At 73.9% G+C, this 24,136-nt stretch carries 23 protein-coding genes and 2 pseudogenes; 10 read left to right on the top strand and 15 right to left on the bottom strand.

Annotation, left to right across the window (positions count from 1 at the left end; genetic code table 11):
• Window positions 1-14: 14 nt before the first annotated feature.
• Window positions 15-383, top strand: coding sequence for a DsrE family protein (locus G7070_RS04200; RefSeq protein WP_166232199.1), 369 nt, complete (start codon window positions 15-17; stop codon window positions 381-383).
• Here G7070_RS04200 and G7070_RS04205 read toward each other — a convergent pair.
• The 6 genes and pseudogenes from G7070_RS04205 to G7070_RS04220 all read right to left on the bottom strand — a co-directional run bounded on the left by G7070_RS04205 (window position 365) and on the right by G7070_RS04220 (window position 3,514).
• Window positions 365-820, bottom strand: a complete 456-nt coding sequence (locus G7070_RS04205; protein WP_166232201.1) for a hypothetical protein — start codon at window positions 818-820, stop codon at window positions 365-367. The genes G7070_RS04200 and G7070_RS04205 overlap by 19 nt on opposite strands.
• On the bottom strand, window positions 817-1,248 hold the full coding sequence (locus G7070_RS04210) for a hypothetical protein (RefSeq protein ID WP_166232203.1): 432 nt from the start codon (window positions 1,246-1,248) through the stop codon (window positions 817-819). Before G7070_RS04210 ends, G7070_RS04205 begins: the two co-directional genes overlap by 4 nt.
• Window positions 1,249-1,640: 392 nt before the next feature.
• Window positions 1,641-2,075, bottom strand: coding sequence for a DUF2804 family protein (locus G7070_RS19745; RefSeq protein ID WP_431977933.1), 435 nt, complete (start codon window positions 2,073-2,075; stop codon window positions 1,641-1,643).
• Window positions 2,061-2,492: pseudogene (locus tag G7070_RS19750) on the bottom strand (DUF2804 family protein); the annotation flags it as partial. The pseudogene G7070_RS19750 and the gene G7070_RS19745, both read right to left, overlap by 15 nt.
• A 12-nt stretch (window positions 2,493-2,504) precedes the next feature.
• Complete coding sequence (locus tag G7070_RS17570) at window positions 2,505-2,660, bottom strand: DUF2804 family protein (RefSeq protein ID WP_206079943.1); 156 nt, start codon at window positions 2,658-2,660, stop codon at window positions 2,505-2,507.
• Window positions 2,657-3,514, bottom strand: a complete 858-nt coding sequence (locus tag G7070_RS04220) for an aldo/keto reductase (RefSeq protein ID WP_166232205.1) — start codon at window positions 3,512-3,514, stop codon at window positions 2,657-2,659. The genes G7070_RS17570 and G7070_RS04220 overlap by 4 nt, the downstream gene beginning before the upstream one ends.
• Window positions 3,515-3,643: 129 nt before the next feature.
• Between G7070_RS04220 and G7070_RS04225 the strand changes: the two genes are divergently transcribed.
• Window positions 3,644-4,642: a CbrC family protein gene (locus tag G7070_RS04225; protein WP_166232208.1), complete on the top strand. Its 999-nt coding sequence runs from the start codon at window positions 3,644-3,646 to the stop codon at window positions 4,640-4,642.
• Entirely contained in the window at window positions 4,639-4,962 is a 324-nt protein-coding gene (locus G7070_RS04230) for a hypothetical protein (RefSeq protein WP_246227307.1), read from the top strand. Before G7070_RS04225 ends, G7070_RS04230 begins: the two co-directional genes overlap by 4 nt.
• Window positions 4,963-5,970: 1,008 nt before the next feature.
• Here the strand turns inward: G7070_RS04230 and G7070_RS19755 are convergent.
• The 4 genes and pseudogenes from G7070_RS19755 to rsmI all read right to left on the bottom strand — a co-directional run bounded on the left by G7070_RS19755 (window position 5,971) and on the right by rsmI (window position 9,561).
• Window positions 5,971-6,899: pseudogene (locus G7070_RS19755) on the bottom strand (4-(cytidine 5'-diphospho)-2-C-methyl-D-erythritol kinase).
• Between the two features lie 127 nt (window positions 6,900-7,026).
• A complete protein-coding gene (gene rsmA, locus G7070_RS04240; protein WP_166232210.1) occupies window positions 7,027-7,872 on the bottom strand; it encodes a 16S rRNA (adenine(1518)-N(6)/adenine(1519)-N(6))-dimethyltransferase RsmA in 846 nt (281 codons plus the stop codon).
• Window positions 7,865-8,713, bottom strand: coding sequence for a TatD family hydrolase (locus G7070_RS04245; RefSeq protein ID WP_166232212.1), 849 nt, complete (start codon window positions 8,711-8,713; stop codon window positions 7,865-7,867). Before G7070_RS04245 ends, rsmA begins: the two co-directional genes overlap by 8 nt.
• Entirely contained in the window at window positions 8,710-9,561 is an 852-nt protein-coding gene (gene rsmI / locus G7070_RS04250) for a 16S rRNA (cytidine(1402)-2'-O)-methyltransferase (protein ID WP_246227310.1), read from the bottom strand. The genes G7070_RS04245 and rsmI overlap by 4 nt, the downstream gene beginning before the upstream one ends.
• Before the next feature lie 184 nt (window positions 9,562-9,745).
• Here rsmI and G7070_RS04255 point away from each other — a divergent pair, with 184 nt between their 5' ends.
• From G7070_RS04255 to G7070_RS04270, 4 genes are all read left to right on the top strand, one after another.
• The gene (locus tag G7070_RS04255) at window positions 9,746-11,302 is read left to right on the top strand and encodes a dolichyl-phosphate-mannose--protein mannosyltransferase (RefSeq protein WP_166232215.1); all 1,557 of its coding nucleotides are present in this window, start codon (window positions 9,746-9,748) and stop codon (window positions 11,300-11,302) included.
• Window positions 11,303-11,426: 124 nt separating this feature from the next.
• Window positions 11,427-11,609, top strand: coding sequence for a hypothetical protein (locus G7070_RS04260; RefSeq protein WP_166232217.1), 183 nt, complete (start codon window positions 11,427-11,429; stop codon window positions 11,607-11,609).
• Between the two features lie 62 nt (window positions 11,610-11,671).
• On the top strand, window positions 11,672-13,024 hold the full coding sequence (locus G7070_RS04265) for an ABC transporter substrate-binding protein (RefSeq protein WP_166232219.1): 1,353 nt from the start codon (window positions 11,672-11,674) through the stop codon (window positions 13,022-13,024).
• Between the two features lie 63 nt (window positions 13,025-13,087).
• Window positions 13,088-14,518 carry a uracil-xanthine permease family protein gene (locus G7070_RS04270; protein ID WP_166232221.1) on the top strand — a complete coding sequence of 477 codons (1,431 nt, stop codon included), beginning with the start codon at window positions 13,088-13,090 and terminating at the stop codon, window positions 14,516-14,518.
• A 90-nt stretch (window positions 14,519-14,608) separates the two neighbouring features.
• On the opposite strand, the gene G7070_RS04275 is transcribed toward G7070_RS04270, so the two are convergent.
• Window positions 14,609-15,850: an APC family permease gene (locus tag G7070_RS04275; protein ID WP_206079944.1), complete on the bottom strand. Its 1,242-nt coding sequence runs from the start codon at window positions 15,848-15,850 to the stop codon at window positions 14,609-14,611.
• A 77-nt stretch (window positions 15,851-15,927) separates the two neighbouring features.
• On the opposite strand from G7070_RS04275, the gene G7070_RS04280 reads away from it, so the two are divergent.
• Window positions 15,928-16,440: a DNA-3-methyladenine glycosylase I gene (locus tag G7070_RS04280; protein ID WP_166232223.1), complete on the top strand. Its 513-nt coding sequence runs from the start codon at window positions 15,928-15,930 to the stop codon at window positions 16,438-16,440.
• A 53-nt stretch (window positions 16,441-16,493) separates the two neighbouring features.
• On the opposite strand, the gene G7070_RS04285 is transcribed toward G7070_RS04280, so the two are convergent.
• From G7070_RS04285 to G7070_RS19525, 4 genes are all read right to left on the bottom strand, one after another.
• Complete coding sequence (locus tag G7070_RS04285; RefSeq protein ID WP_166232225.1) at window positions 16,494-17,663, bottom strand: Gfo/Idh/MocA family protein; 1,170 nt, start codon at window positions 17,661-17,663, stop codon at window positions 16,494-16,496.
• Window positions 17,660-18,685: a LacI family DNA-binding transcriptional regulator gene (locus G7070_RS04290; RefSeq protein ID WP_166232227.1), complete on the bottom strand. Its 1,026-nt coding sequence runs from the start codon at window positions 18,683-18,685 to the stop codon at window positions 17,660-17,662. Before G7070_RS04290 ends, G7070_RS04285 begins: the two co-directional genes overlap by 4 nt.
• A 144-nt stretch (window positions 18,686-18,829) precedes the next feature.
• On the bottom strand, window positions 18,830-19,579 hold the full coding sequence (locus G7070_RS04295) for an NADP-dependent phosphogluconate dehydrogenase (RefSeq protein WP_348981482.1): 750 nt from the start codon (window positions 19,577-19,579) through the stop codon (window positions 18,830-18,832).
• Entirely contained in the window at window positions 19,579-19,755 is a 177-nt protein-coding gene (locus tag G7070_RS19525) for an NAD(P)-binding domain-containing protein (protein WP_348981483.1), read from the bottom strand. The genes G7070_RS04295 and G7070_RS19525 overlap by 1 nt, the downstream gene beginning before the upstream one ends.
• A gap of 143 nt (window positions 19,756-19,898) precedes the next feature.
• On the opposite strand from G7070_RS19525, the gene G7070_RS04300 reads away from it, so the two are divergent.
• Window positions 19,899-21,881: a cytochrome c oxidase assembly protein gene (locus G7070_RS04300; protein ID WP_166232229.1), complete on the top strand. Its 1,983-nt coding sequence runs from the start codon at window positions 19,899-19,901 to the stop codon at window positions 21,879-21,881.
• A complete protein-coding gene (locus G7070_RS04305) occupies window positions 21,878-24,130 on the top strand; it encodes a heavy metal translocating P-type ATPase (protein ID WP_166232231.1) in 2,253 nt (750 codons plus the stop codon). Before G7070_RS04300 ends, G7070_RS04305 begins: the two co-directional genes overlap by 4 nt.
• Window positions 24,131-24,136 lie beyond the last annotated feature (6 nt).

The raw sequence follows: 24,136 nt of genomic DNA on the forward strand, positions 1-24,136 counted from the left end.
GTAGCGTGCCCCCCATGACCGGATCGAACCCTCCCGCCGGCGACGGCGTCGTCCTGCAGGCCGCCGGGCCCGACGAGGCGCTGGCGCTGTCCGCGCTCCAGAGCGCCGCCAACCTGCTCGCCGAGATCGGCCCCAGCCCCGTCGAGATCGTCGTGCAGTCCGGCGCGGTCGCGGGCCTGGTCGCCGACCACCCGCAGGCGGGGCGGCTCGCCGAGAAACTCGCCACCCTGCCCACCGTGACGGTGCTGGCCTGCCGCAACGCGCTGCGCGCCCACCACGTCGACGAGGACGCCCTGGCGCCCGGCGTCGGCGTCGTGCCGGCGGGGATCGCGCGGGTCGTCGAGCGGCAGCGCGACGGCTGGGCCTACGTCCGGGTGGGCTGACCGCGCGGCGGGCCGAGCACCCGGACGAGCGCTGCCCCGGCGAGCCCGACGCCCACCGCCACGGCGAGCGGGCCCCACTGCGGCTGCGCGATCCAGAACGCCCACGCCTCCCGCGCGAACGCGAGCATCCGCGTGGGGCTCCCCATGACCAGGCGCGTGCCCAGCGTGGAGGTGATGACGCCGGCGACCGCCGGCACCAACCACAGCGCCGCCAGCGCCCCGACCCAGCCGATCAGTCGGCGCCACGGCGGCACCGTGCAGCGCGCCAGCGCCACCCCGACGAACAGGCCCGGCAGCCACTCCCGCAGCATCGCGGGCAGCGGGTCGGACGCCGGCGCCGGGACGAGCGCCGGCAGGAAGGACGCGACCCAGACCGCCAGGGGGACGGCGGCCACTCCCCACGCGACCGTCCGCTTCACGACGCAGGGGGCGGTCATCCACCACAGCAGCCCGGCCGACGCCGCGAAGGCCGCCACCGTCCCGCCCAACAGGCCCAGAAGTAGGGGGCGCCCCAACCCCGCGGAGTGGCGCCGATCCCCAGCCCGTCCCCCAGGACGGCGAACGACTGGGCCAGGACGACGGCCTGCACCGCGGCCAGCCCCGCCAGGGCGCGGCGGCGCGCGGTCGGCCCCGCGAGGGTCGAGACACGCAGCGCCAGTGCCGCGGCCGCCGCGCCGGCGACGGCGATGCCGACGATCCGGTCCACCATGTACTGGCTCAGCGGCAGCAGCGACAACGGCATGGCCGCGGGCGGCTGCGCACCCACCCCCATGTTCTGCACGGGGAGCCGTGCGCCCTCGAGGAGGTGCGGCAGCAGGGCGAGCAGCCCGGCCGCCACGCCGATGAGCAGGCCCTGCCGCGGCATCGGGAGCGAAGTCCGTGGCGTCGGGCGCGGGGTCCGTTGCGTCGGGGGCGGCGTCCGTTGCGTCGGAGCCGGCGTGACCGGCGTCGGCGCGGGCGGGCGTGGCGGGGAGGGTGCGCGTCCGTCAGATGCGGGGGCGCGGGGCTCGGTCGGGGCCATGACGGCAACGTAGGGTCGCACGGTGGCCGCCGTCCCCCGCCGGGGCGGACGGACGCCCGCGGGCCGATCCACGCGCGACCACGGTGACACCCGCGGCCCCGCCCACCGGCCCCCGGGTGCTGCTGCACAGCCACCGTCGTCGTCCCCTCGACGCCGCATACCCCCGACGCCACGCGGGCCGCCGCCCCACCCTCGACGCGCAGCCGCCTCACCGTCCCTCGACGGCGCGCAGGGCGCTACCAGCGCTGGTGGCACTCCTCGATCCAGCCGACCAGGCCGTCCACCGACCAGGTGCCGGACTGCGTCGTGACGGTGCCGGTCCAGGTGCCGAAGCACTGGTGGGTGCGCGAGCCCACGATGCCGAGTTCGACGGCGGCGACGCGCTCGTGGAACGGGGTCAGGGTCACGTCGACGCGCTCGGCGCCGCGCGCGCCCCGCATCCGCCAGGGCCGGAGCCGGTCGGCCGGGTCGACGTCGACGGTGAGCTCGACGCCGAGCTTGTGCAGGACGCCGTCGACGAGAAGGGCGTTCTCGGTGGAGCCGGTGCCCTCGGTCCACTGGGCGCCCAACTGGAGGCCCTGGGCCACGCCCGGCACGCCCGCGGGGCCCGAGCCGGCCGCCCAGTTCCAGGAGATCCGGCCGGGCCAGCGGCCGCGGCCGTGGTCGAGCACCGCGTAGGACTCCCCCGCCGGCACGTCGTGGCGGACGCCGTCGAGGGTGAGCGTCCCGGAGACGGGGCGGGCGACGTCCTTGACGGTGTACTGGAAGCGGCGCGGCGACCAGGGCACGACGACACCGAGCGACTCGTGCCCCGGCGGGGAGGGGATGTCCAGGTCCAGTTCGATGCCCGGCGCCCGGGCCGCGAGCACGGTGCCGGCGTCGTCCTGGTGGATCTCGATGACCAACCCGGCCCACGCGGCGCGCACCCAGCCGCGTCCCGAGCGCGGCGGCAGCGTGACGCCCGCCGCGAGCGGCGCGGTGACGTCGCGGACCCATTCGCGCCCGGTGGCGCGCTCGAGCACGTACAGCCCGTGGACGCCCGCGTAGTCCAGGGAACTGGCCACCACGCCGATGCAGTGCGTCGGCGTGACGACGCCCCATTACTCCCAGCGCTTGGTGCGGCCCCACCAGCCCGGGCCGGTGCGCAGGTTCGCCCGGTGCAGCGGCCGGCGGGACCAGCCCACGGCGTCGGGGTCGAGCCGGCCGTCGGGGAGGCACAGGTCGACCGGGGCGGTGATCTCCCGCTCGTGGGTCACGCGAACAGGGGCTCCATCGCCCACGCGGCCTCGAGCGCGTCCATCTCCTCCTCGCTCGGACGCCCCACGAACCGCTCGGCGGCGTCCAGCTGCCTGGCCAGCAGTTCGGGGTCGCTGGCCGAGTTGAGGAAGACGCCCGGGCGTCCGAGCACCCACCACACGGCGGTGTCGATCGCCGCCTGGTCCTCCAGCGGCCGGTACCAGGTGGTGGTGTTGCGCTCCTGGTCGCCCCAGGGCGCGCGCGTGATGCTCTTGATCGTCTGCACCGCGATGTCGCGCTCCTCGCACACGGCGGCGAGCGCCTCGAAGTCGGCGGCGTAGGCCTCGTTGCGCATCATCGGGTGGTTGTAGGGCAGCAGCACCGACGCGAAGTCGAAGGCCTCCAGCGAGCGCAGGTGCATCGACGGCACCAGCGTCCCGTGCCCGGTGACGCCGATGAAGCGCACCAGGCCCTCGTCGCGTGCCCGCACGGCCGCCTCGAGGGCGCCGCCGGGCGCCATCGCGACCTCCCACTCGTCCGGGTCGGACAGGTTGTGCAGCTGCAGCAGGTCCACCTGGTCGGTCTGCAGCCGCTCCAGGGAGCGGCGGATCTCGTCGTAGGCCGGCTGGAACGTCCGCTCGCCCGTCTTGGTGGCGAGGAAGAACTCGTCGCGGTGCGTCCTCATCCACGGGCCGAGCCGCAGTTCGGCGTCCCCGTAGCTGGCCGCGGTGTCGATGTGGTTGATGCCGTGGGAGAGGATCAGCTCCATGGTGGCGTCGGCCACCGCCTGGGTGACCTCCCCGAAGGCGGCCGCCCCGAAGATCACCCGGGTGCTGTCGTGGCCGGTGGTGCCGAACGGCTGGGTGGGAATCATGCCAACGCCTCCTCGCGTCCGCGCGCCGCCGGTGGCGCGCGTTCCCATCATGGCACCGGGGCCCCATCATGGCACCGAGGCAGGGATACTGGGCGCGCGGCACATCGGCGTCCGCGGTGAGGAGCCCCCATGACGACCCCGCCCCCCAACCCCCCAGCCCGCGAGGAGGACGTCGCGGCCGCCGAGGCGACGCTGGGACGCCGGCTCCCGCCCTGGCTGCGCGACCGACTGCTCGCCGAGAACGGCTGGCTGATCGACGACCTGCGGGGGCCCACCAACGAGGAGTGGCAGTTCCTCCCGGTCCTAGATCGGCGCGACCGCAAGGCCATGACGCGCACCGCCGAGGGCATCGCCTGGTACACCCGACGCCTCGCCGACGCCGCCGACTTCGGCGCCCTCCCCGACGGGGCGGCGATGGTCGCGTTCGGGCGCGCCCGCTACTCGCATCGCCTGCTGCTGCTGCCCGACCCCGACGACCCGGCGGCGTTCGACGACCGGCTGTTCCGGCAGGTCCACACCGGGGAGCCGACCCCGGTCGACCGCGCCGCGCTCGGCCGTCCCGCCCCGCCGGTCGACCCGGCGCAACTGCGGCCACGCAGCGAGATCCCGACCTTCCGCTACCACCCCGACCCGGTGGGGACGGGGTCGTTCGTGCAGCGCGCCGACCGGACCTGCCCGGCGTGCGGGCTCGCGACCGGCTGGTCCTACGTCACCTCGCCGTACGGGCCGGGGCGCCATCCCGACCTGTGCCCGTGGTGCATCGCCGACGGCTCGGCGGCCCAGAAGCTCTCCGCGTCGTTCATCGACGTCTACTGGCTCGAGGGCCAGGACCCGCCGGCACCCCTGGACCGGCTCGCCGAGCTGGCGCACCGCACGCCCGGCTTCGCGTCCTGGCAGCAGGAGGAATGGCAGTACTGCTGCGGGGACGCCTGCGCGTTCCACGGCGTGGCGACGGCGGACGCGCTGGGCTCGCTGGCGGAGGAGGAGCGTCCGGCCTGGCTCGACGACGCGTTCCTGGCGGCGCTGCGGGACGTGGAGGCCGACGGCGAGGAGCCGGCCGACCCGGTGCCGTTCGCGTTCCGCTGCCTGCACTGCGGCCGGCTGCGCGTCTGGCTGGACGTCTCGTGACCGAGGGTTCGGGGGCCGGGCGTCCGGAGATCGTCTGCCTCTGCGGCTCGACGCGGTTCGCCTCGCAGATGCGGGAGGCGAACCGGCGGCTGACGCTGGCCGGGGCGATCGTGGTCGCGCCGGGCGTGTTCGCCCACGCCGGCGACACCGTGACCGAGCAGCAGAAGGCCGCGCTGGACGCCCTGCACCTGCACAAGATCGACCTCGCCGACCGCGTCCTGGTGGTGAACCCGGGCGGCTACGTCGGCGAGTCGACCGCCCGCGAGATCGCGTACGCCCGCGCGTCCGGCAAGCCGGTCGCCTTCACCCACCCCGAGTGAGCCGCCCCCGACTGGCGGGATGGTCCTCGCCGACCGACGGGGACGGCCCTCGCGGACTGACGGGGACGACCCCTCGTCGACTGACGGGGATGGTCTTCGCCGACTGAGGGATGATCCCTCGCCGGATCGGCGTGCCCACCGCCACCACATCAGCGTCCCTTGCGACAGGCACCGCGCCACGCAACCCGTCTTGTCCCTCGAAACCCGCCACATGCAGACGCCCCCGTTCGGTGCAGCCGCCCGCGTTCCTGCGGGGGCGTCTGCACCGAAAGGGGGCGTCTCGTTCTGGAAGCGGGCGACTCGTCCCAAGCGCGGGCGGCTCGTTCTGGAAGTGGGCAACTCGTCCCAACCGGAGGCGACTCGTCCCAAGCGCGGGCAACTCGTTCTGGAAGCGGGCAACTCGTCCCAACCGGGGGCGACACGTCACCGAAAGCGGGCGACACGCACCCGCACACAACCCGTCTCATCCCTCGATACCCGCCACATGCAGACGCCCCCGTTTGGTGCAGATGCCCGCGTTCCTGCGGGGGCGCCTGCACCCAAAGGGGCAGCTCGTTCTGGAAGCGGGCGACTCGTCCCAAACAGGGGCGACTCGTCCCGAACGAGGGCGACAGGTCCCAAACGCGGGCGACACGTCCCAAACGCGGGCAACTAGTCCCAAACGGGGGCGACTCGTCCCAAACGGGGGCGACTCGTCCCGAAAGCGGGCGACACGCACCCGCGCCACACAACCCGTCTCATCCCTCGACACCCGCCACATGCAGACGCCCCCGTTCGGTGCAGATGCCCGCGTTCCTGCGGGGGCGCCTGCACCCAAAGGGGGCAGCTCGTTCTGGAAGCGGGCGACTCGTCCCAAACGCGGGCGACACGTCCCAAACGCGGGCGACACGTCCCAAACGCGGGTAACTCGTCCCAAACGCGGGTAACTCGTCCCAAACGGGGGCGACTCGTCGCAACCAGGGGCGACTCGTCCCAAACGGGGGCAACTCGTCCCAGCAGCCCGCCGCGTCAGGAGCCGATCAGCCGGGCGCCCGGGACGGGGCCGGATACGCGCCGGACGGCGCGGGCCAGCGGGCTGCCGGCCAGCGCGTTGGACAGCCGGACGGCGGCGTCCTCGTTCTCGGCGAGGAACGCGCACGTCGGCCCGGAGCCCGACACGATCCCGGCGAGCGCGCCGGCGGCGAGCCCGGCCTCCAGCACCTCGGCGAGGTGGGGGCGCAGCGACAGCGCGGCGGGCTGGAGGTCGTTGACGAGGTTGTCGGCCACCTGAGTGATGTCGCCGCTGGCCAGCCCGGCGAGCAGCCCGGCGGGGATCTCCGGGGCGGCGGCGGCGTCGGGGTTGAGCTCGTCGAAGCGGCGGAAGACCGCCGGGGTGGAGAGTTCGACGTCCGGCAGCGCCAGCACCCAGTGGTAGCTGCCGCGGCTCAGCATGGGCACCAGTTCGTCGCCGCGCCCGCGGCCCAGCGCCGTGGAGCCGAGCAGGCAGAACGGCACGTCGGCGCCGAGTTCGCGGGCCAGCTCGGCGAGTTCGTCGGGCGTGATGTCGATGTGCCACAGCGTCGCGCAGGCGACCAGTGCGGCGGCGGCGTCGGCCGAACCGCCGGCCATGCCCCGGTGACCGGGATGGTCTTGCGGATCCGCATCGCGACGCCGTCGTCCCGCCCGCCCGCGTGCTCGGCGAGCAGGTCGGCGGCGCGCAGCGCCAGGTTGGTCCCGTCGCTGGGCACGAGGTCGGCCTGTTCCCCCAGCACCTCCAGGGTGCGGCGTCCGGCGGGCGCGGCCCGCACCTCGAGCTCGTCGAACAGCGACACCGACTGGAAGACGGTCGCGAGCGGGTGGTAGCCGTCGGGCAGCACGCCGCCCACGCGCAGGGCGAGGTTGATCTTGCCCGGCGCCCGGACCTTGATCCGCTCGGCCTTGAGGTCGCGGCTGCTCATGGCCCTTTCCTACCAGCCGGGGCGGGGGCGGTCGAGACGGTGCCCGCGCGGGACGCGCCTCGGCCAGGGCGGTCGCGACCCGGGCGACGCCCGCGGGTCCGGGCGCGTGGGCGCGACGGACGCGCGCTCAGGCGGGCAACTGCTCGGCGATCCGGACGAAGTCGTCGATGGTCAGCACCTCGCCGCGGGCCTGCGGGTCGACGCCCGCCCGCTCCAGCGCGGCGGTGGTGGCCGCCGATCCCCCGAACAGCCCCGACAGGGCGCCGCGCAGCATCTTGCGGCGCTGCGCGAACGCGGCGTCCACCACGGCGAACACCTGCTGCCGGGACGCCGTGGTGTTCGGCGGGGCGTGTCGGGTCAGCGAGACCAGGCCCGAGTCCACGTTGGGGACGGGCCAGAACACCTTGGGCGGGACCGTCCCGATCCGCGCGGAGGACGCGTACCAGGCGAGCTTGACGCTCGGGACGCCGTAGACCTTGCTCCCCGGCTTGGCGACCAGCCGGTCGGCGACCTCGAGCTGCACCATCACCAGGCCGCGGGCGAGGGTGTCGAACCGCTCCAGGGCGTGCAGCAGCACCGGGACGCTGACGTTGTAGGGCAGGTTGGCCACCAGCGCCGTCGGCTGCGGGTCGGGCAGGTCATCGACGGCCAGGGCGTCCGCCTCGATCACCGTCAGCCGCCCGGACGCCTCGGGCGCGCGCTGGTCCACGGTGCGGGCCAGCCGGCGCGCCAGCGCCGACTCGATCTCGACGACGGTGACGTGCCGGGCGATGTCGAGCAGCCCGAGCGTGAGCGACCCCAGCCCCGGCCCGACCTCCAGCACGACGTCGTCGGGCGTGATCCCGCTCGCCGCGACGATCCGCCGGACCGTGTTGGCGTCGTGCACGAAGTTCTGGCCGCGCTGCTTGGTGGGCCGCAGGTCCAGCTCGGCGGCCAGGTTGCGGATGGTCCGCGGGTCGAGCAGGTCAGCCACGGCTCCCCCAGTCCCCGAACAGAGCGGTCGCGTTCGCGTCCAGGGCCCCGCACAGGTCCTCGAGGGCCTCGCCGCGCTGCTCGGCGAGGAACCGCACCGTGTGCGGCAGCAGGTAGCTGGCGTTCGGGCGGCCGCGCACCGGCACCGGCGTCAGGTAGGGCGCGTCGGTCTCGGCGAGGATCCGGTCGCGCGGGGTGAGGCGGGCCGCCTCCCGCAGCGGCTCGTTGGCCTTGAACGTGACCGTGCCGGGGAACGACAGGTACGCGCCGGCGTCGAGGCAGCGGCGCGCCAGGGCGGCGTCCCCGGAGAAGCAGTGCATCTGGACGCGCGCCGGCCAGCCCTGGGCGTCCAGCACGTCGAGCAGGTCGTCGTGGGCGTCCCGGTCGTGGATGACCAGGGCGAGGTCGTGGTCCTTCGCCCAGCCGATCTGGACGGCGAAGGCGTCGCGCTGCCGGGCGCGGGCGGCCTCGTCCTTGACCCAGTAGTAGTCCAGGCCGGTCTCACCGACGCCGCGGATGCGGTCGGAGGTGCCGAGCAGCGCCTCGACCCCTCGCAGGGCCTCGTCGAGGCCGTCGCCGAGTTCGACGGCGTCGTGCGGGTGGATCGCCACGGCGGCGACGACGTCGTCGGACGCGGTCGCGGCCGCGATGGCCGCCACGGAGCTGGGCAGGTCGTAGCCGACGTCGACCAGGCGCGACACGCCCACGGCGCGGGCGCGGCTCACAAGGTCGGCGGCCGACAGGCCGGTCTTGCGGGTGGTCGTCGCCAGGTGCGTGTGCGCGTCCGTCGTGGGACGCGGCAGCGGCGCCGGCGCCTCGGGCAGGCTCGCCTCGCGGCTCATGCGCGCTCCTTCCGTGCCGCCAGCGCGGCGTCGTACAGCTCGGGCTTGGCGACGCCGTGGCGGGCCGCCGCGGCGGCGACCGCGTTCTTGAAGCGTTCCCCGTCGGCGACCTGGGCCAGCACGTCGGCGACGGCGTCCTGCAGCGAGCCGGCGCGCGCGACGGCCCCGGCGACGACCACGGTGATCTCGCCGCGGACCTCACCGGCGGCCCACGCGGCCAGGTCGGCCAGGGTGCCGCGCAGCACCTCCTCGTAGGTCTTGGTGAGTTCGCGGCACACGACGGCGGGGCGGTCGGGGCCGAGCGCCTGCGCCGCGTCGGCGAGGAAGGCGGCGAGCCGGTGCGGCGCCTCGAAGAAGACCATGGTGCGCGGCTCGGCGGCCAGGTCGGCCAGCGCGCGGCGGCGCTCCCCCGGCTTGCGCGACACGAAGCCCTCGAAGGTGAACCGGTCGGTGGGCAGCCCCGAGACGGCCAGGGCGGTGAGCACCGCAGACGGGCCGGGGACGGCGGTGACGCGCACGTCGGCGTCCACGGCGGCCTGCACGATGCGGAAGCCGGGGTCGGACACGACCGGCATGCCCGCGTCGGTCACCACGACGACCCGCACGCCCGCGGTCAGCGCGGCCACCAGGCCCTCGACGCGTCCGGCCTCGTTGCCGTCGAAGTACGACACGACCCGGGCGGTCGGCTCGAGATCCAGGCGCCGGCACAGGTCGCGGAAGCGGCGGGTGTCCTCGGCGGCGATCACGTCGGCGTCCAGCAGCGCCCGGCGCAGCGCCGGGCTGGCGTCGGCGACGTCACCGATCGGGGTCGCGGCCAGCACCAGGACGCCGCTCTCGGGTTCGCTCACGCCCCCAGTATGGCGAACCCGCCACGTCGTCCGGGACGCGGGCCGGGGTGCGCGCCGACCAGCGGCACGCGAGCAGGCACCGCGACGGCGGACACGACCGCCCGGCGGGAAGGACCGCCCAGACCGAAGGCCCGGGGCGCGCGGGGGCGTGCATCGTCCGGGAGGCTGCGCGCCGGTGGCTAGCATGGCCCCCGTGACCTTGGACCGGCTGCGCGACGGCGTGCGCGACAACCCCTGGATCAGTTGGGGCGTCACCGTCGCCATCGGAGCGCTGGCCTTCATCATCCGGGTGGTGAACGTCGGCTTCCCCCGGACGGTGGTCTTCGACGAGACCTACTACGCCAAGGACGCGTGGTCGCTGCTGCAGCACGGCTACGAGGCCGAGTGGAGCAACGGGGAGGTCGTCAACGCGCACATCATCGCCGGCGACCTGTCCGACCTGACCGCCACGGGCTCCTTCATCGTGCACCCGCCGGTCGGCAAGTGGCTGATCGCGCTGGGCGAGGCCGCGTTCGGCATGAACCCCCTCGGCTGGCGGATCGCCGCCGTCCTCTTCGGTGCCCTGCTCGTGATGGCCACGATCCGGCTCGCCCGCCGGCTGTCGCGCTCGCTGCTGATCGGCGCGCTCGCCGGCCTGCTGCTCACCTTCGACGGGCTCGCGTTCACGATGAGCCGCATCGCCCTGCTCGACGTCTTCCAGGCCACGTTCCTGGTGGCCGCCGTGGCGGCCCTGGTCGCCGACCGGGACCACCACCGGCACCGGTTGACGGACGCCATCGAGGCCAAGGGTTGGACCGACCTGCGCGGCACCTTCGGCCCGCTGCTGTGGTGGCGGCCCTGGCGCTGGGTCGCCGGGCTGCTGTTCGGCCTGGCGGTCGCCACCAAGTGGAACTCCCTGTACGTGCTGGCGGTGTTCGGCATCGTCACGGTGATCTGGGACGTCGGCGCACGCTCGCTGGCCGGCGCCGGCTTCCTGTCGTGGACGGCACTGCTCAAGGAGGGGCTGCTCGCGTTCGTGTCCCTGGTGGGGACCGCGTTCGTGGTCTACCTGGTGTCCTGGACGGGCTGGCTGGTCACCGACGGCGGTTACGGCCGCGGCTGGGGGCTGGAGAACCCCGACCACCCCTGGGTGGCCGCGTTCGGGCCGGCGCTCGCCTCGCTCCTGCACTACCACCAGGAGATCTTCGAGTTCCACACCGGCGACTACATGCGCGAGCAGACCCACCCCTACGACGCGCACCCGGCCGGCTGGCTGCTGATGCTGCGCCCGATCAGCTTCGACGCCACGAACGCCATCCCGGTCGGCACCGACGGCTGCGTCGGCCCCGAGACCTGCGTCCGCGTGATCGTCGGCATGGGCACGCCGGTGCTGTGGTGGGCCGGGGCGGCGGCGCTCGTCCTCGCCCTGATCTGGTGGATCGCCGGCCGGGACTGGCGCTTCGGCGTCCCCGTGCTGGGCGTCGCCTCGGTGTGGCTGCCGTGGTTCGCCTCGGCCGACCGCCCCGTCTTCTTCTTCTACGGCATCACGATCATCCCGTTCACGGTGGTCGCGCTCGCGCTGGTGCTCGGCCTGGTGCTGGGGCCCCCGGACGCCCCCGGTCGCCGGCGCGGCGCCATCATCGTCGGCACCCTGACCGGCCTGGTCGTGGCGAACTTCGCCTATCTGTATCCCGTTCTCACCGACGCGTCGCTGCCGTACGGGCAGTGGCTCGCCCGGATGTGGCTGCGGTCCTGGATCTGACCAGTTGCCGAACTGTGACCTATCCGGTCCCAATCGTGACCTGTTCGTGCAGAACCCGCCGATGGGCGGGAATAGGGTGAAATCCGGTCCCATCGACCCGGCCGAGCCCCGCAGGAGGTAGTTCGTGAACGTCCGGCGCCTCGCGGCCTGCCTCGGCACCGCACTCGCCCTGACGCTCACCGCGTGCACCACCGACCCGTCCCCCACGCCGAGCGAGACCACCTCCGTCCCCGCCAACGCGAGCCGCGACATCAACCCGTTGCCCCGCGACCGCGTCCGGAACGGGGCCTGCTGCGGTTCTCGCTGACGGCGCTGCCGACGCAGTGGAACCCCCACCACCCGGCCGCGGCCACCGACGACGCCCGCACGGTGCTGGCCCCGCTCACGCCCGCCCACTTCTCCCTGGACGCCGCGGGCCGCGCCCGGCCCAACCCCGACTTCGTCACGTCGTTCGAGGTCGAGTCGACCCCCGCCACCCGCGTCACGCTGCACCTCAACCCGCTGTCCAGGTGGGGCGACGGCGCGCGCGTGACAGCCGCGGACTGGGTCGCGACCTGGCGGGCCGCGACCGGGCAGGTCGCCGGCCTCGAGCTGGTGGACCTCCCGGGGTGGCAGCGGGTGGCCGACGTGTCGGCGGGCGAGACGCCGACCGACGTCGTGCTCACCTACCACGGGCCCGACCCGGACTGGGCGGAGCCGCTCGTGTCGGGTCCACTGCGTGGCGACGGCATCGGCGACGCCGCCGCGGCCGACTGGGACGCCTACGATCCGGCGCACTACGCCGCACCCTTCACGGTGGCGCACGTCGACCCGGTGCAGGGCCTGATCACGCTGGAGCCCAGCCCGACCTGGTGGGGTGACGCCGCGAAGCTGGAGCAGGTGATGTTCCGCACCGTGCAGCCCGAGGCCGTCGCGGCCGCCTTCCAGCACAACGAACTCGACGTGTGGACCATCGGCACATCCGAGGACCGGCTGCAGCAGAGCAAGGCCGCCGCCGACACCGTGCTGCGGACCGCGCCCGGCCGCAAGGGCCGCTCCCTGCGGCTGACGACCGAGGGCACGCTGGCCGACGTCAAGGTGCGGCAGGCCGTCGTCCAGGCGCTGGATCGCGGCGCTCTGGGCGCCACCGAACTCGACGTCACCCCCGGCACCGTCACGCCGTGGTCGAACTCGCTGCTGCTTCCCACCCAGCCCGGCTACGTCGACGAGGCGCGCGCCACCGGCCTGAGCCACGACGCCGCGCAGGCCGCCACCACGCTGGAGGAGGCGGGCTGGCGCAAGGACCCCGACGGCCACCGCAGCAAGGAGGGGCGTCCGCTCGCCCTGACCTACGGGGTCACGGAGACCGACGCGCTCGCCGGCACCGAGTTCACCGCGCTGAGCGCCCAGTTGGCGGCCGTCGGGATCTCGCTGAGCGCCGTCCCCGGCACCGGCGACCTCACCCCCACCACCATCACCGTCGGGGCGTTCCCGCTGGCGCAACTGCCGGCGTCGGCGAACCGGCCGGAACTGGCCGAACTCGTCACGAAGGTGCGCACCGAGCAGGACGGGGTCCGCCGCGCGGACCAGGCCGGCCAGCTCGCGCGGGCGCTGTGGCAGGACGCCACCGAGGTGACCCTGTTCCAACTGCCGCAGCAGGTCGCGGTCCGCAACGGGCTGGCCAACTACGGCGCGCCGGCCTTCTCCACGACCGACTGGGAGGACGTGGGCTGGGCAACCTGAGCCAACCGCGTCCGGTGGGGGTACATTGCTGCCGTTTGACCTGGTACGGACGAAGGATGCCTCATGGCGTTGTGGAAGTTGCACGGTGACGGATCGCTGAAGCTGGGCGACGTGGTCGCCCCGGACGAGCGGCTGAGTTGGGGCAAGACCGTCGGGCTGGGAGCCCAGCACGTCGTCGCGATGTTCGGCGCGACCTTCGTCTTCCCGCTCCTGATGGGGCTCAACCCGCAGTTGGCCGTCATGATGTCGGGCATCGCGACCCTGGTGTTCCTGGTGGCGGTGAAGGGCAAGGTGCCGAGCTACCTCGGCAGCTCGGCGTCCTTCGTCGGCGTGGCGACCGCGATCTACTCCGCCGGCGGCAACCCGGCCGACGTGAGCGGGGCGATGTTCTGGGTCGGCGTCCTGCTGCTGATCGTCGGCGTCATCATCAGCGCCGCCGGGGCGCGGGTGATCCACCGGGTGCTGCCGCCCGTCGTCACCGGCGCCGTGGTCATGCTGATCGGGTTCAACCTGGCCCCGGTCGTGGCGCGGACCTACTGGCCCCAGGACCAGTGGGTCGCCCTGATCACCATGCTCGCCGTCGTGGTGCTGAGCGTGGGCGTCCGCGGCTTCGTGAGCCGGATCGCGATCTTCGTGTCCCTGATCTTCGGCTACGTCCTGAGCTGGATCCTCGATCTGGTCACCGGCCCCATCACGTCCTTCTCGGCGTCGGCCGGCGAGGTCACCACGCACCTGCGGGTCGACTGGTCGCACGTGGCGGACGCGTCCTGGATCGGCCTGCCACCGGTCACGGACCTGGCCGGCTGGGTGTGGCACTCGGACGCCAACGTGGTCGGCTTCCACCTGCCGAGCTTCAACATCGCGTTCGCGCTGATCGCCATGCCCGTCGTGATCGCGCTGATCGCCGAGAACACCGGCCACGTGAAGGCCGTCGCCGAAATGACCGGCGCCAACCTCGACAAGCAGATGGGCCCGGCGATCGCCGCCGACGGCGCCACCTCGATGCTGGCCACGTTCGTGGGCGCCGGGCCGACCACCACCTACGCGGAGAACATCGGCGTCATGGCCGCCACCAAGGTCTACTCGACCGCGGCCTACGTCGTGGCGGCGGTCGTCGCGATCCTGTTCGGGTTCTCCCCGAAGTTCGGGGCGATCATCTCCGCGACCCCGGGCGGGGTGCTCGGCGGCATCACGGTCGTCCTGTACGGCATGATCGGCCTGCTCGGCGCCAAGATCTGGAAGGAGAACAAGGTCGACTTCGGCAACCCGGTCAACCTCGTCCCGGTCGCGGCGGGCATCATCATCGGCGTCGGCGACGTCTCCTTGACCATCGGCGACTTCACGCTGGGCGGCATCGCGTTCGGCACGCTGGTCACGGTGATCGTCTACCACCTCGCCGTCCGGCTGGCCCCGGCGGAGCTCAAGACCGACCTGGAGGGCGCCGTCCTGTTCGTGGATCGGCCGGGCGCCTACCGCGGCGACGACCAGGACTGACCCCCCGCTCGTGGCCGCCGCGCCGCGGCATTGCTTGCGCACGCCCGTCGGCAGCACCGACCACGAGCGGCGACGGACCGCCCCCTGCGCTCAGCGCGGGGGGCGGCGCCGTACCAGCAGCCGCCCGGCCAGCCCGACGGCGAAGACGGCGGCGCCGGCCGCGACCGAGGCGACGGGCAGCGCCGCCACCAGCAGCAGGCAGAGCGCGAGCCCCAGGCCCTGGACGGCGCGCGGGGCCAGGCGGCCCTCCCGCTGCCGCCAGGCGGCCAGGTTGGCGACGGCGTAGTAGACCAGCACGCCGAAGCTGGAGAAGCCGATGACCTCGCGCAGGTCGGCGACCAGCACGAGGCCCGCGACCGCCGCGCCCACCGCCACCTCGGCCACGTGCGGGACGCCGAAGCGCGGGTGCACCGCGGCCAGGGGCCGGGGCAGGTCGCCGTGGCGGGCCATCGCCAGCGCGGTGCGACCGATGCCCGCGATGAGACCCAGCAACGCCCCCAGCGCCGCCAGCCCGGCGCCGACGCGCACGGCGGGAGCAAGCCAGGGGGCGGGCGAGGCCTCGACGGCCGCCAGCACCGGCGCGGGGGAGGCGGCGACGGCGTCCGGGCCCAGCGTCCCGACCGTGCCGATGCCCACGAACGCGTACAGGACGACGACGACGCCCAGCGCGATCCAGATGGCGCGCGGGATCGCGCGGCGCGGATCGCGGACCTCCTCCCCCAGCGTCGCGATGCGGGCGTACCCGGCGAACGCGAAGAAGATCAGCCCCCCGGCCTGGAGGACGCCGGCCGGGGTCGCGGGCGCCGGCTCCAGCCGCGCGAGCGCCCCCGGCGCGCCGCCGAGCCAGGTGGCGGCGACGACGGCGACCAGGACCGCCCCGACGGCGGCCAGCAGGACGCGGGTGAGCGCCGCGGTCCGCGTGATGCCGCGGTAGTTCACGCCCGCCAGGGCGACGACCGCGAGCGCGGCGACGGGGCGCTGCCACCAGCCGTCGGGGACCAGGTACGTGACGGCGGTGAGGGCCATGGCGGCGGCGGAGGCGGTCTTGCCGACCACGAAGCCCCAGCCGGCCAGGAAACCCCACCAGGGGCCCAACTCCTCGCGTCCGTAGAGGTAGGTGCCGCCGGCGGAGGGGTACCGCGCGGCCAACTGCGCCGAACTGGTGGCGTTGCACCACGCGACGACGGCCGCGAGCACGAGCCCGGCGAAGAGCCACGCCCCGGCGGCGCGGGCGGCCGGCGCCCACACGACGAACACCCCCGCGCCGATCATCGAGCCGAGCCCGAGCGCCACGGCGTCGCGCAGTCCCAGGGTGCGGGCGAGGTCGTTCACCCGCGAGAGCGTAACCCGTGCGGGTGAACGGCCGGCGAACAGGTCGGCGCGTGACGCGGGCTGCCTAACCTGAGGGCATGGAACGACCGGCCTGGGCGCTGAGCAGCCCGCTGATGCAGGAGTACTACGACACCGAGTGGGGGCTGCCGGTGCGCGACACCCGCGGGGTCTACGAGCGCATCACCCTGGAGGGCTTCCAGTCGGGGCTGTCCTGGGCGACGGTGCTGCGCAAGCGTCCGGCGTTCCGGGCCGCCTTCGACGGCTTCGATCCCGACGCCGTCGCCCGCTACGGCGACGCCGAGGTGGAGCGGCTGCTGGCGGACGCGGGCATCGTGCGGAACCGGCGCAAGATCGAGGCGGCGATCACCAACGCGCGCGCCACGGTCGCGCTGACCGAGCGGGGCGAGGACCTCGCCGAGCTCGTGTGGTCGTTCCGGCCGGACGATCCGACGGCGGGCACCGACCTGACCCACTCGCCGGAGTCGCTGGCCTGCTCGAAGGAGCTCAAGCGGCGGGGATTCGTGTTCGTGGGGCCGGTGACGATGTTCGCCCTGATGCAGGCGATCGGGATCCTCGAACACCGGCTCTGATGCGCCGGGCGGCCGCGGGCCGCACCGTCGCGCCGCCCGGCGGTCGGACCGGATCAGACCTGGCCGTTGTCGAAGTAGGCGACGGTCTCGGCGGGCAGCGGCGGAACCGGCAGCGCGGAGCCGTCGCCCCGCAGGGACTGCGCGGCGAGCACCCCGGTCACGACGGCCTCGCGGGCGGCGACCGGGGAGGTGTCGGTCCGGCCGCCCTCGCGGACGAAGCGCAGGAACTCCCGGATCAGCAGCGAGTCCGCGCCGCCGTGCCCGCCCTCGGCGTCCGGGACGGCGTGGGTCTCGTCGGGCTGGGCCCAGCCGCGGTGCCGGCGGTTCCAGACACCGACGAGCTGGCCCGCCTCGTCGCCGAAGTTCTCCAGCCGCCCGCGGGTGCCGATCACGGTGTAGTTGCGCCAGTAGTCGGGCGTGAAGTGGCACTGCTCGTAGGAGGCCAGGACGCCGTTGTCCAGGCGCATGTTCACCTGGCTGATGTCCTCGACGTCGACGACGGGGTTGAGGCCGGTCAGCTCGGTGGGGGGCCAGTTGTCGAGCGAGAACCAGTCCCACATCCGCTGGTCGCTGCGGTCCTGCCGGTCCTCGATCCCGCCGTAGACGACGTTGTCGCCCATCGCCGCCACGGTCCGGGTGTAGCCGCCCGCGAGCCAGTGGATCACGTCGATGTCATGCGCGCCCTTCTGCAGCAGCAGGCTCGTCACCCGGGACCGGTCGGCGTGCCAGTCCTTGAAGTAGAAGTCCCCGCCGTGCCCGACGAAGTGGCGGCACCACACCGCCTTGACCTCGCCGATGGCCCCCTCGTCGATCAGCCGCTTCATGAGGGTGATGACCGGCATGTGGCGCATGTTGTGGCCGACGTACAGCCGGGAACCGGTGCGCTTGGCCGCCGCCAGGACGCGGTCGGCGTCCTCGACGGTGATGGCCAGGGGCTTCTCGCTGAACACGGCCTTGCCGGCCTCCAGCGCCGCGACGATGGGGTCGGCGTGCAGGTCGTCGGGGGTGAGGACCATCACGGCGTCGACGTCGGAGCCGATCAGGTCGGCCAGATCGGCCGTGATGCGGGCCTCCGGGTACGCCTCACCCGCCTCGCGGCGGCTGCGCTCGCTCGGGTCGCAGACGACCGCCACGACGGCGTCGTTGCCCTCGCGTCCCAGTTCGCGTGCCAGGCTGGCCGCCCGGGCTCCGTAGCCGATCAGGCCGATGCGCAGGGTCGTCATGGAAGGTGGTTCCTCTCGATACGTGGTTCGGTGCGGTGGTGGAAGGTCGAGCGGCGCGGGTACAGGCGCCACGGGAACGTGTGGAGCGTGCCGGTCCCGGCGTCCCGCGACGCGGCGTCCAGGACGATCGCGGCCTGCCGGGCGAAGAAGTCCTCGGGCCCGGCGGTCGTGAGCGCGGGGGCGGCCTGCGCGGCCTCGGCGGTGTTGCCCAGCCCGGCGACCATCACGTCGTCGGGGACGCGGAGGCCGAGGTACTGCGCGGCCTGGAGCGCCGCGAGCGCCGCGTAGTCGGTGTTGCCGAGGATGGCCGCGGGTCGTCCCGGCGAACTCAGCAGCCGCAGCGCGGCCCCGAACGCGGACGTCCGGGACCCGTCGTAGTCGGTGGTGCGGTCGCGCTCGACGCGTCCGGCGGTCACCGCCGCCGCGTACGCGTCGTGGCGCGCCGCCTGGGACGGGTGGACGGCGCCGCCCACGGTCGGACGCAGGTACGCGACGTCGCCGGTGTGCGGCAGGATCGCGTCCAGGACCAGCGCCGTCCCGGGGGCGGCGTCGGATCGGATGACGTCGAAGCCGTCCGCGGCCAGCGTGTCGGAGAAGACCACCAGCCGCTGCCCGCGCGCGACGAGTTCGGCGAGCCGCCGCGCCGTCTCGGCACCGGGGGTCGGCGAGTCCAGGTAGGCCACGTCGGGCTGGAGCCGCAGCACGGTGTCGAACCAGTCGCCCCGGCTCTGGACCAGCGCCGTCGCCCCGGACCCCTCGGCCGCCTCGCCGATGGTGTCCGCCACGGCCAGCGCCCACGGGTCGGTCATCATGCGCAGCGAGAGCAGCACCAACCCGGTGCGGCCGGTGCGCATCGCCTGGGCGGCCCGGTTGGGACGATAGCCCTGCTCGGCCGCCGCCCGGCGCACCCGGTCGACGGTGCTCGTGGGGATGGCGTGCGGCTTGTCGCGCAGCACCAGGGAGACGGTCGCGGCGGAGACGCCCGCCGCCTCCGCGACGGACCGCAGCGTGGATCGCGTCATCGCCTCTCCCAGTAAAACGTTTGACTGACGGTACCCAGCGGCGCGTGACGCCCGCAAGGGGGTTGTCACGAATCCCCGACGAACCGACGCGAGTGCGTCGTCCGGCGCCGGCCCGCTCCCCGGCTCGGGGGAGCGGGCGCCCGCTCAGGAGGCGGCGTCCTTCGCGACGGGCGGGACGCCGTCGGCCCCCTCGGCGCGGACGGCGTGGCCGCCGAACTGCTGCCGCATGGCGGCCACCATCTTCATCGTGAGGCTGTCCTCGCGCTGGCTCTCGAAGCGCGCGAACAGCGCGGCGGCGATCGTCGGCACCGGGACGCCGAGGTCGACCGCGGCGTTGACCGTCCAGCGGCCCTCGCCGGAGTCGGCGGCGTAGCCGTCGATCTTGTCCAGGTGCGGGTCGGCGTCCAGCGCCAGCACGAGCAGGTCCAGCAGCCACGCGCGGATCACGGTGCCCTCGCGCCAACTGCGGAAGATCTCGGGGACGTTCTCGACGACGTCGGAGGTCTCGAGCAGGTCGAAGCCCTCGGCGAAGGCCTGCATCACCCCGTACTCGATGCCGTTGTGCACCATCTTGGAGAAGTGGCCGGCCCCGACGCCGCCGGCGTGCACGAACCCGAACTCCCCCTCGGGCTTCAGCGAGGTGAAGATCGGCCGGACCACCTCGACGGCGGCGTCCTCGCCGCCGACCATGATCGCGTAGCCGTTCTCCAGGCCCCAGATGCCGCCCGAGACGCCGCAGTCCAGGAACCGGATGCCGCGCTTGGCCAGCAGTTCCGCGTGCGGCTCGTCCTCGGTCCAGCGGGTGTTGCCGCCGTCGATGACGATGTCGCCCGGCGCCAGCACCTCGGCCAGTTCCGCGATGACGGAGGTGGTGATCGGCCCGGCCGGCACCATCACCCACACCACCCGGGGCTCTCGCTCAGGGCGGCGACGAGCCCGGCGGTGTCGGGGACGTCGGTGAGGTCGGGGTTCTTGTCGAGGCCGACGATGTCGTGGCCGGCGCGGCGCAGCCGCTCGCGCATGTTGCCGCCCATCTTGCCCAACCCGATGAGTCCCATCTGCATGGTCATGCTCCCTTTCGACGGTCGTGCTCGGAGACTAGTCGCCGCGCCGCGCCCGCACCACGCCCCACGTCGGGACCGCCACACCGCCCGGACTAGACTCGGGAGTGATCCGTAGCCGCCCGACGAGCCATGTTGCGAGGTTGTTTTCCGTGAGCGCATCGCCCTCCCCGTCGCACGCCCCGCGCGTGCTGAGCACGGGGCTCCTGCTCGCCCTCGCAGCGGCGGTCGTCGCCGCCTACGTGACGGTGTGGCTGGTGGGCCTCGACCTGTCGGTGCGCCCGCCGCTGCCGGCCCGGTTCCAGGCCGATCACGTCACCGGGCTGATCTCGCTGGTGGCCGACCTGACCGCCCGGCTGGGCGCCGTGGGCGCGCTCGGCGCGTTCGTCGCCGCCCTCGCCGGCGGCCTCGACGCCGGCCGGCTCACCGAGCGCGGCGGCCGGTTCGCCGCCTGGGGCGGACGCCTGGCGCAGGTGTGGTTCGCGGCATCGGTGCTGAACACCTTCGCTAACCCGGCCTACGTCAACGGGGTGGGGCTGCACACCACGCTGACGCCGGCGTCCTGGTGGACCTTCCTGTGGGCGTCCCCCTCCGCGCTCGCGTGGCTGTACTCCGCGGCCGTGGCGCTGGGTTGCGTCGTCGCCGCCTACGCGTCGCGGCGCTGGGCGACGTTCGCGCTGTGCTGGGCGGCCGGGGTCTCGGCGCTGCTGTTCGTCTCGGTCACCGGCAACGTCACCGTCGGGCTCGATCACGACTGGGCCACCGACGCCGCCGTCATCCTCACCCTCACCGCGGTGCCCCTGCTCAGCCTCGCGGTCGGCAGCTGGCTGGCCGGCACCACCGCCGCGGCGCGCGGCTACCAGCGCGTGGCACTCCCGCTGCTCCTGATCGCCGCGGCGGGCCAGGCGGTCGTCGCCTGGCAGCAGTTGGCGGGCGTCCCCGCGACGGCGACCCCGTTCGGGCTGTGGCAGCTCGTCATGGCCGGGATCGCCGTGCTGTGGCTGGCGAGCTGGGCCCTGCGGGCGGTCCGCGGCGCGCGTCCGGGTGCCTCGGTCGGCCTGGACGCCGTCCTGGGGGTCGCGTACCTGGCGGCCCTGACCGCCGAGAACCACGTCCCCTCGCCGCGCTTCCTCGAGCCGCAGACCGTGATGATCAACTACCTGGGCTACCAGGTGCAGGTCGGCCCGACCATCGAGCGGCTGGTCTCCCTGGGGCGTCCCAACCTGCTGTGGGTCGTCATCGTCGTCGCCGCGATCGCCTGGTACGTGACCGCCTGGCTGCGCGCGCGCCGGCTGGGGCGCCCCTACCCGCTGCTCCGGCTCGTGTCCTGGTGCGCCGCGTGGCTGTTGACCCTGTTCCTGGCCGTCACCGGGCTGTGGGAGTACTCCACGGTGCAGTACAGCTGGCACATGGTCGTGCACATGACCGTCAACATGATGGTGCCGGTGCTCGCCGTGCTGGGCGCCCCCCTGAGCCTGATCCGCGCGGCCTCCGATCCGCAGCCCGGCCACGTCGGCGCGGCCGCCGGCCTGGACGCGCTGGAGGCGTCCCGGCCCTGGCAGATCATGACCAGCCCGCTCGTCGCCTGGCTGCTCTACGTCGGCAGCCTGTTCATGGTGTACTTCACCCCGGCGTTCAGCTGGCTGATGAAGTACCACTGGGCCCACCAGCTGATGCTGCTGTTCTTCATGGCGACCGGCTACCTGTTCTTCGAGCAGATCATCGGCTCGGACCGTCCCGGACGCCAACTCCCCCACCTGCTCAAGCTCGCGCTGGTGATCTCGATCATGCCGTTCCACGCGATCTTCGCGGTCAGCATCCTGTCCAGCCGGACGCTGATCGGCGCCGAGTTCTACCAGACCATCGCGCCGCCGTGGATCCCCGACCTGCTCGCGGAGCAGAACATCGCCGGTCAGGCGACGTGGTTCCTGGGCGAGGTGCCGCTGTTCCTCGTGATCGCGGCCCTGGCCGCGCAGTGGTTCCGGTCCGACAGCAAGGAGGCGGCCGACTCGGACGCCGCCGAGGAGTCCGGCGACGACGACTCCTTCGACGCCTACAACGACATGCTCGCCGAGCTGGCCCGCCGCGACCGGCAGGCCGAGCGCGAGGCCCACCTGAGGAAGTTCCAGCCATGACGCAGACCCAGGCCACCCCGAGCGCGCTGGACCAGCGCGTCGAACTCGACATCTCCGGGATGACCTGCGCCGCGTGCGCGTCGCGCATCGAGAAGAAGCTCAACAAGATGGACGGCGTCCACGCCACCGTCAACTACGCCACCGAGCGGGCCGTCGTGCTGGGCCTGCCCCCCGCGCGGGCCGAGGAGGCCGTCACGGTCGTGGAGAAGGCCGGCTACGGCGCGTCCGAGGTCCGCGAGGGCGAGGAGGCCGGGGGCTACACCGACCGGGTCAAGATGCTGCGGAACCGGCTGATCGTCGCCGCGCTCCTGACCGTCCCGCTCGGCGACGTCGCCATCGTGCTGGCGCTGGCGCCCCAGATGCGGTTCCCCGGCTGGCAGTGGGTGCTGCTCGTGGCAGCGATCCCCGTGGTGTTCTGGTGCGCCTGGCCGTTCCACAAGGCCGCCTGGCGCAACCTGCGGCACGGCTCCACGTCGATGGACACGCTGGTCTCCCTGGGCATCCTCGCCGCCTTCACCTGGTCGCTGGTCTCCACGATCCTGGGGGCGGAGGACCACGAAGGCTTCTGGGTCGGGTACGGCATCGCCCCCTCCGGCGCCGACTCGCTGTACCTCGAGGTCGCCGCGGCCGTGACGACGTTCCTGCTGGGCGGGCGCTACATGGAGGCCCGCTCGAAGCGGTCGGCCCGCGGCGTCCTGTCGGCGCTGAGCAGGCTGGCGCCCACGTCGGTGCGGGTCATCCGCGACGGGGTCGAGGAACTCATCCCGATCGGCGAGCTGGCCATCGGGGACCGGTTCTCGGTGCGGCCCGGCGAACGCATCGCCACCGACGGCACCATCGCCCTGGGCAGTTCCGCGATCGACACCTCGATGATGACCGGCGAGCCCGTCCCGCGGGAGGTCACCGAGGGCGACACGGTGCTGGGCGGCACCGTCAACACCACCGGCGCGCTCATCGTCACCGCCGACCGGGTCGGCGCCCACACCCAGCTCGCGCAGATGGCGGCCACGGCCGAGCAGGCCCAGGCGCGCAAGGCCGCGGTGCAGACCATGGTGGACCGGGTCGTGTCGTGGTTCGTGCCCACGGTGCTGGTGATCTCGGTCGTGACGCTCACCATCTGGCTGCTGGCCGGCGGCGGCCCCCGCGCCGCGTTCAGCGCCGCCCTGAGCGTCCTGATCATCGCCTGCCCCTGCGCGCTCGGGCTCGCCACCCCGACCGCCCTGATGGTGGGGGTCGGACGCGGCGGGCAGCTCGGCATCCTCATCAAGGGCCCGGACGCGCTGGAGGCGTCCGGCGTCATCGACACCGTCGTGCTGGACAAGACCGGCACGCTGACCACCGGCGAGATGACCGCGGGCGAGGTGATCGCCTTCGACGACGCCGGCGCGGAGGCCGTCCTCGCGGACGCCGCGGCGGTCGAGCAGCAGTCCGAGCACCCGCTGGGCCGCGCCGTGGTCGTGCGGGCCCACGCGGACGGCCCCACCTGGCCGCGCGCCCACGACGTCACCGCCGTCCCCGGGCGGGGAGCCTCCGGCACCGTGCGCGGCGTGCCCGTGCTCGTGGGCAACGCCGCGCTGCTCGACGAGGCCGGCGTGGCCGTGCCCGAGGAGGCACTCGCCGCCGTCGAGGCCGCGTCCGCGGTGGCCGCGAACGCGGTGCTCGTCGCCGTGGCCGGCCGCTGCGTGGGGGCGATCACCGTCGCCGACGAACTCAAGGAGTCCGCGCCCGAGGCCGTCGCGCGGCTGAAGGACATGGGCCTGCGGACCGTGCTGCTGACCGGCGATCGCGAGGTGGCGGCCCGGCTCATCGGCGACCGGGTCGGCGTCGACGAGGTGGTCGCCGAGGTGCTGCCCACCGACAAGGCGGCCGTCATCGAGCGGCTGCAGGCCGAGGGCCGGCGCGTGGCCATGGTCGGGGACGGCATCAACGACGCGGCGGCGCTCGCCTCGGCCAACCTCGGGCTCGCCGTCGTCTCCGGAACCGACGTGGCGCTGAAGTCGGCCGACATCATCCTGGTGCGGCAGAACCTCAACGTCATCCCGGACGCCATCGCGCTGGCGCGCCGCACCCTGCGCACCATCAAGGGCAACCTGGTGTGGGCGTTCGGCTACAACATCGCCGCGATCCCGCTGGCGGCGTTCGGGCTGCTCAACCCGCTGATCGCCGGCTTCGCGATGAGCCTGTCCAGCGTCTTCGTGGTGTCGAACTCCACCCGGCTGCGGCGGTTCGCCCCGGGCGGACGCCGCTGAGGGACG

This window comes from Propioniciclava coleopterorum, assembly GCF_011393335.1.
In the GTDB taxonomy this organism is placed as follows: Bacteria; Actinomycetota; Actinomycetes; order Propionibacteriales; family Propionibacteriaceae; genus Propioniciclava; species Propioniciclava coleopterorum.

What these genes read in the sequence shown, in the direction of transcription:
- G7070_RS04200 (WP_166232199.1), top strand. Translation starts at nt 15, where the DNA reads ATGACCGGATCGAACCCTCCCGCCGGCGACGGCGTCGTCCTGCAGGCC.
- G7070_RS04205 (WP_166232201.1), bottom strand. Translation starts at nt 820, where the DNA reads ATGACCGCCCCCTGCGTCGTGAAGCGGACGGTCGCGTGGGGAGTGGCC.
- G7070_RS04210 (WP_166232203.1), bottom strand. Translation starts at nt 1,248, where the DNA reads ATGCCGCGGCAGGGCCTGCTCATCGGCGTGGCGGCCGGGCTGCTCGCC.
- G7070_RS04220 (WP_166232205.1), bottom strand. Translation starts at nt 3,514, where the DNA reads ATGATTCCCACCCAGCCGTTCGGCACCACCGGCCACGACAGCACCCGG.
- G7070_RS04225 (WP_166232208.1), top strand. Translation starts at nt 3,644, where the DNA reads ATGACGACCCCGCCCCCCAACCCCCCAGCCCGCGAGGAGGACGTCGCG.
- G7070_RS04245 (WP_166232212.1), bottom strand. Translation starts at nt 8,713, where the DNA reads ATGAGCCGCGAGGCGAGCCTGCCCGAGGCGCCGGCGCCGCTGCCGCGT.
- G7070_RS04255 (WP_166232215.1), top strand. Translation starts at nt 9,746, where the DNA reads ATGGCCCCCGTGACCTTGGACCGGCTGCGCGACGGCGTGCGCGACAAC.
- G7070_RS04270 (WP_166232221.1), top strand. Translation starts at nt 13,088, where the DNA reads ATGGCGTTGTGGAAGTTGCACGGTGACGGATCGCTGAAGCTGGGCGAC.
- G7070_RS04280 (WP_166232223.1), top strand. Translation starts at nt 15,928, where the DNA reads ATGGAACGACCGGCCTGGGCGCTGAGCAGCCCGCTGATGCAGGAGTAC.
- G7070_RS04285 (WP_166232225.1), bottom strand. Translation starts at nt 17,663, where the DNA reads ATGACGACCCTGCGCATCGGCCTGATCGGCTACGGAGCCCGGGCGGCC.
- G7070_RS04290 (WP_166232227.1), bottom strand. Translation starts at nt 18,685, where the DNA reads ATGACGCGATCCACGCTGCGGTCCGTCGCGGAGGCGGCGGGCGTCTCC.
- G7070_RS04295 (WP_348981482.1), bottom strand. Translation starts at nt 19,579, where the DNA reads ATGGTGCCGGCCGGGCCGATCACCACCTCCGTCATCGCGGAACTGGCC.
- G7070_RS19525 (WP_348981483.1), bottom strand. Translation starts at nt 19,755, where the DNA reads ATGACCATGCAGATGGGACTCATCGGGTTGGGCAAGATGGGCGGCAAC.
- G7070_RS04305 (WP_166232231.1), top strand. Translation starts at nt 21,878, where the DNA reads ATGACGCAGACCCAGGCCACCCCGAGCGCGCTGGACCAGCGCGTCGAA.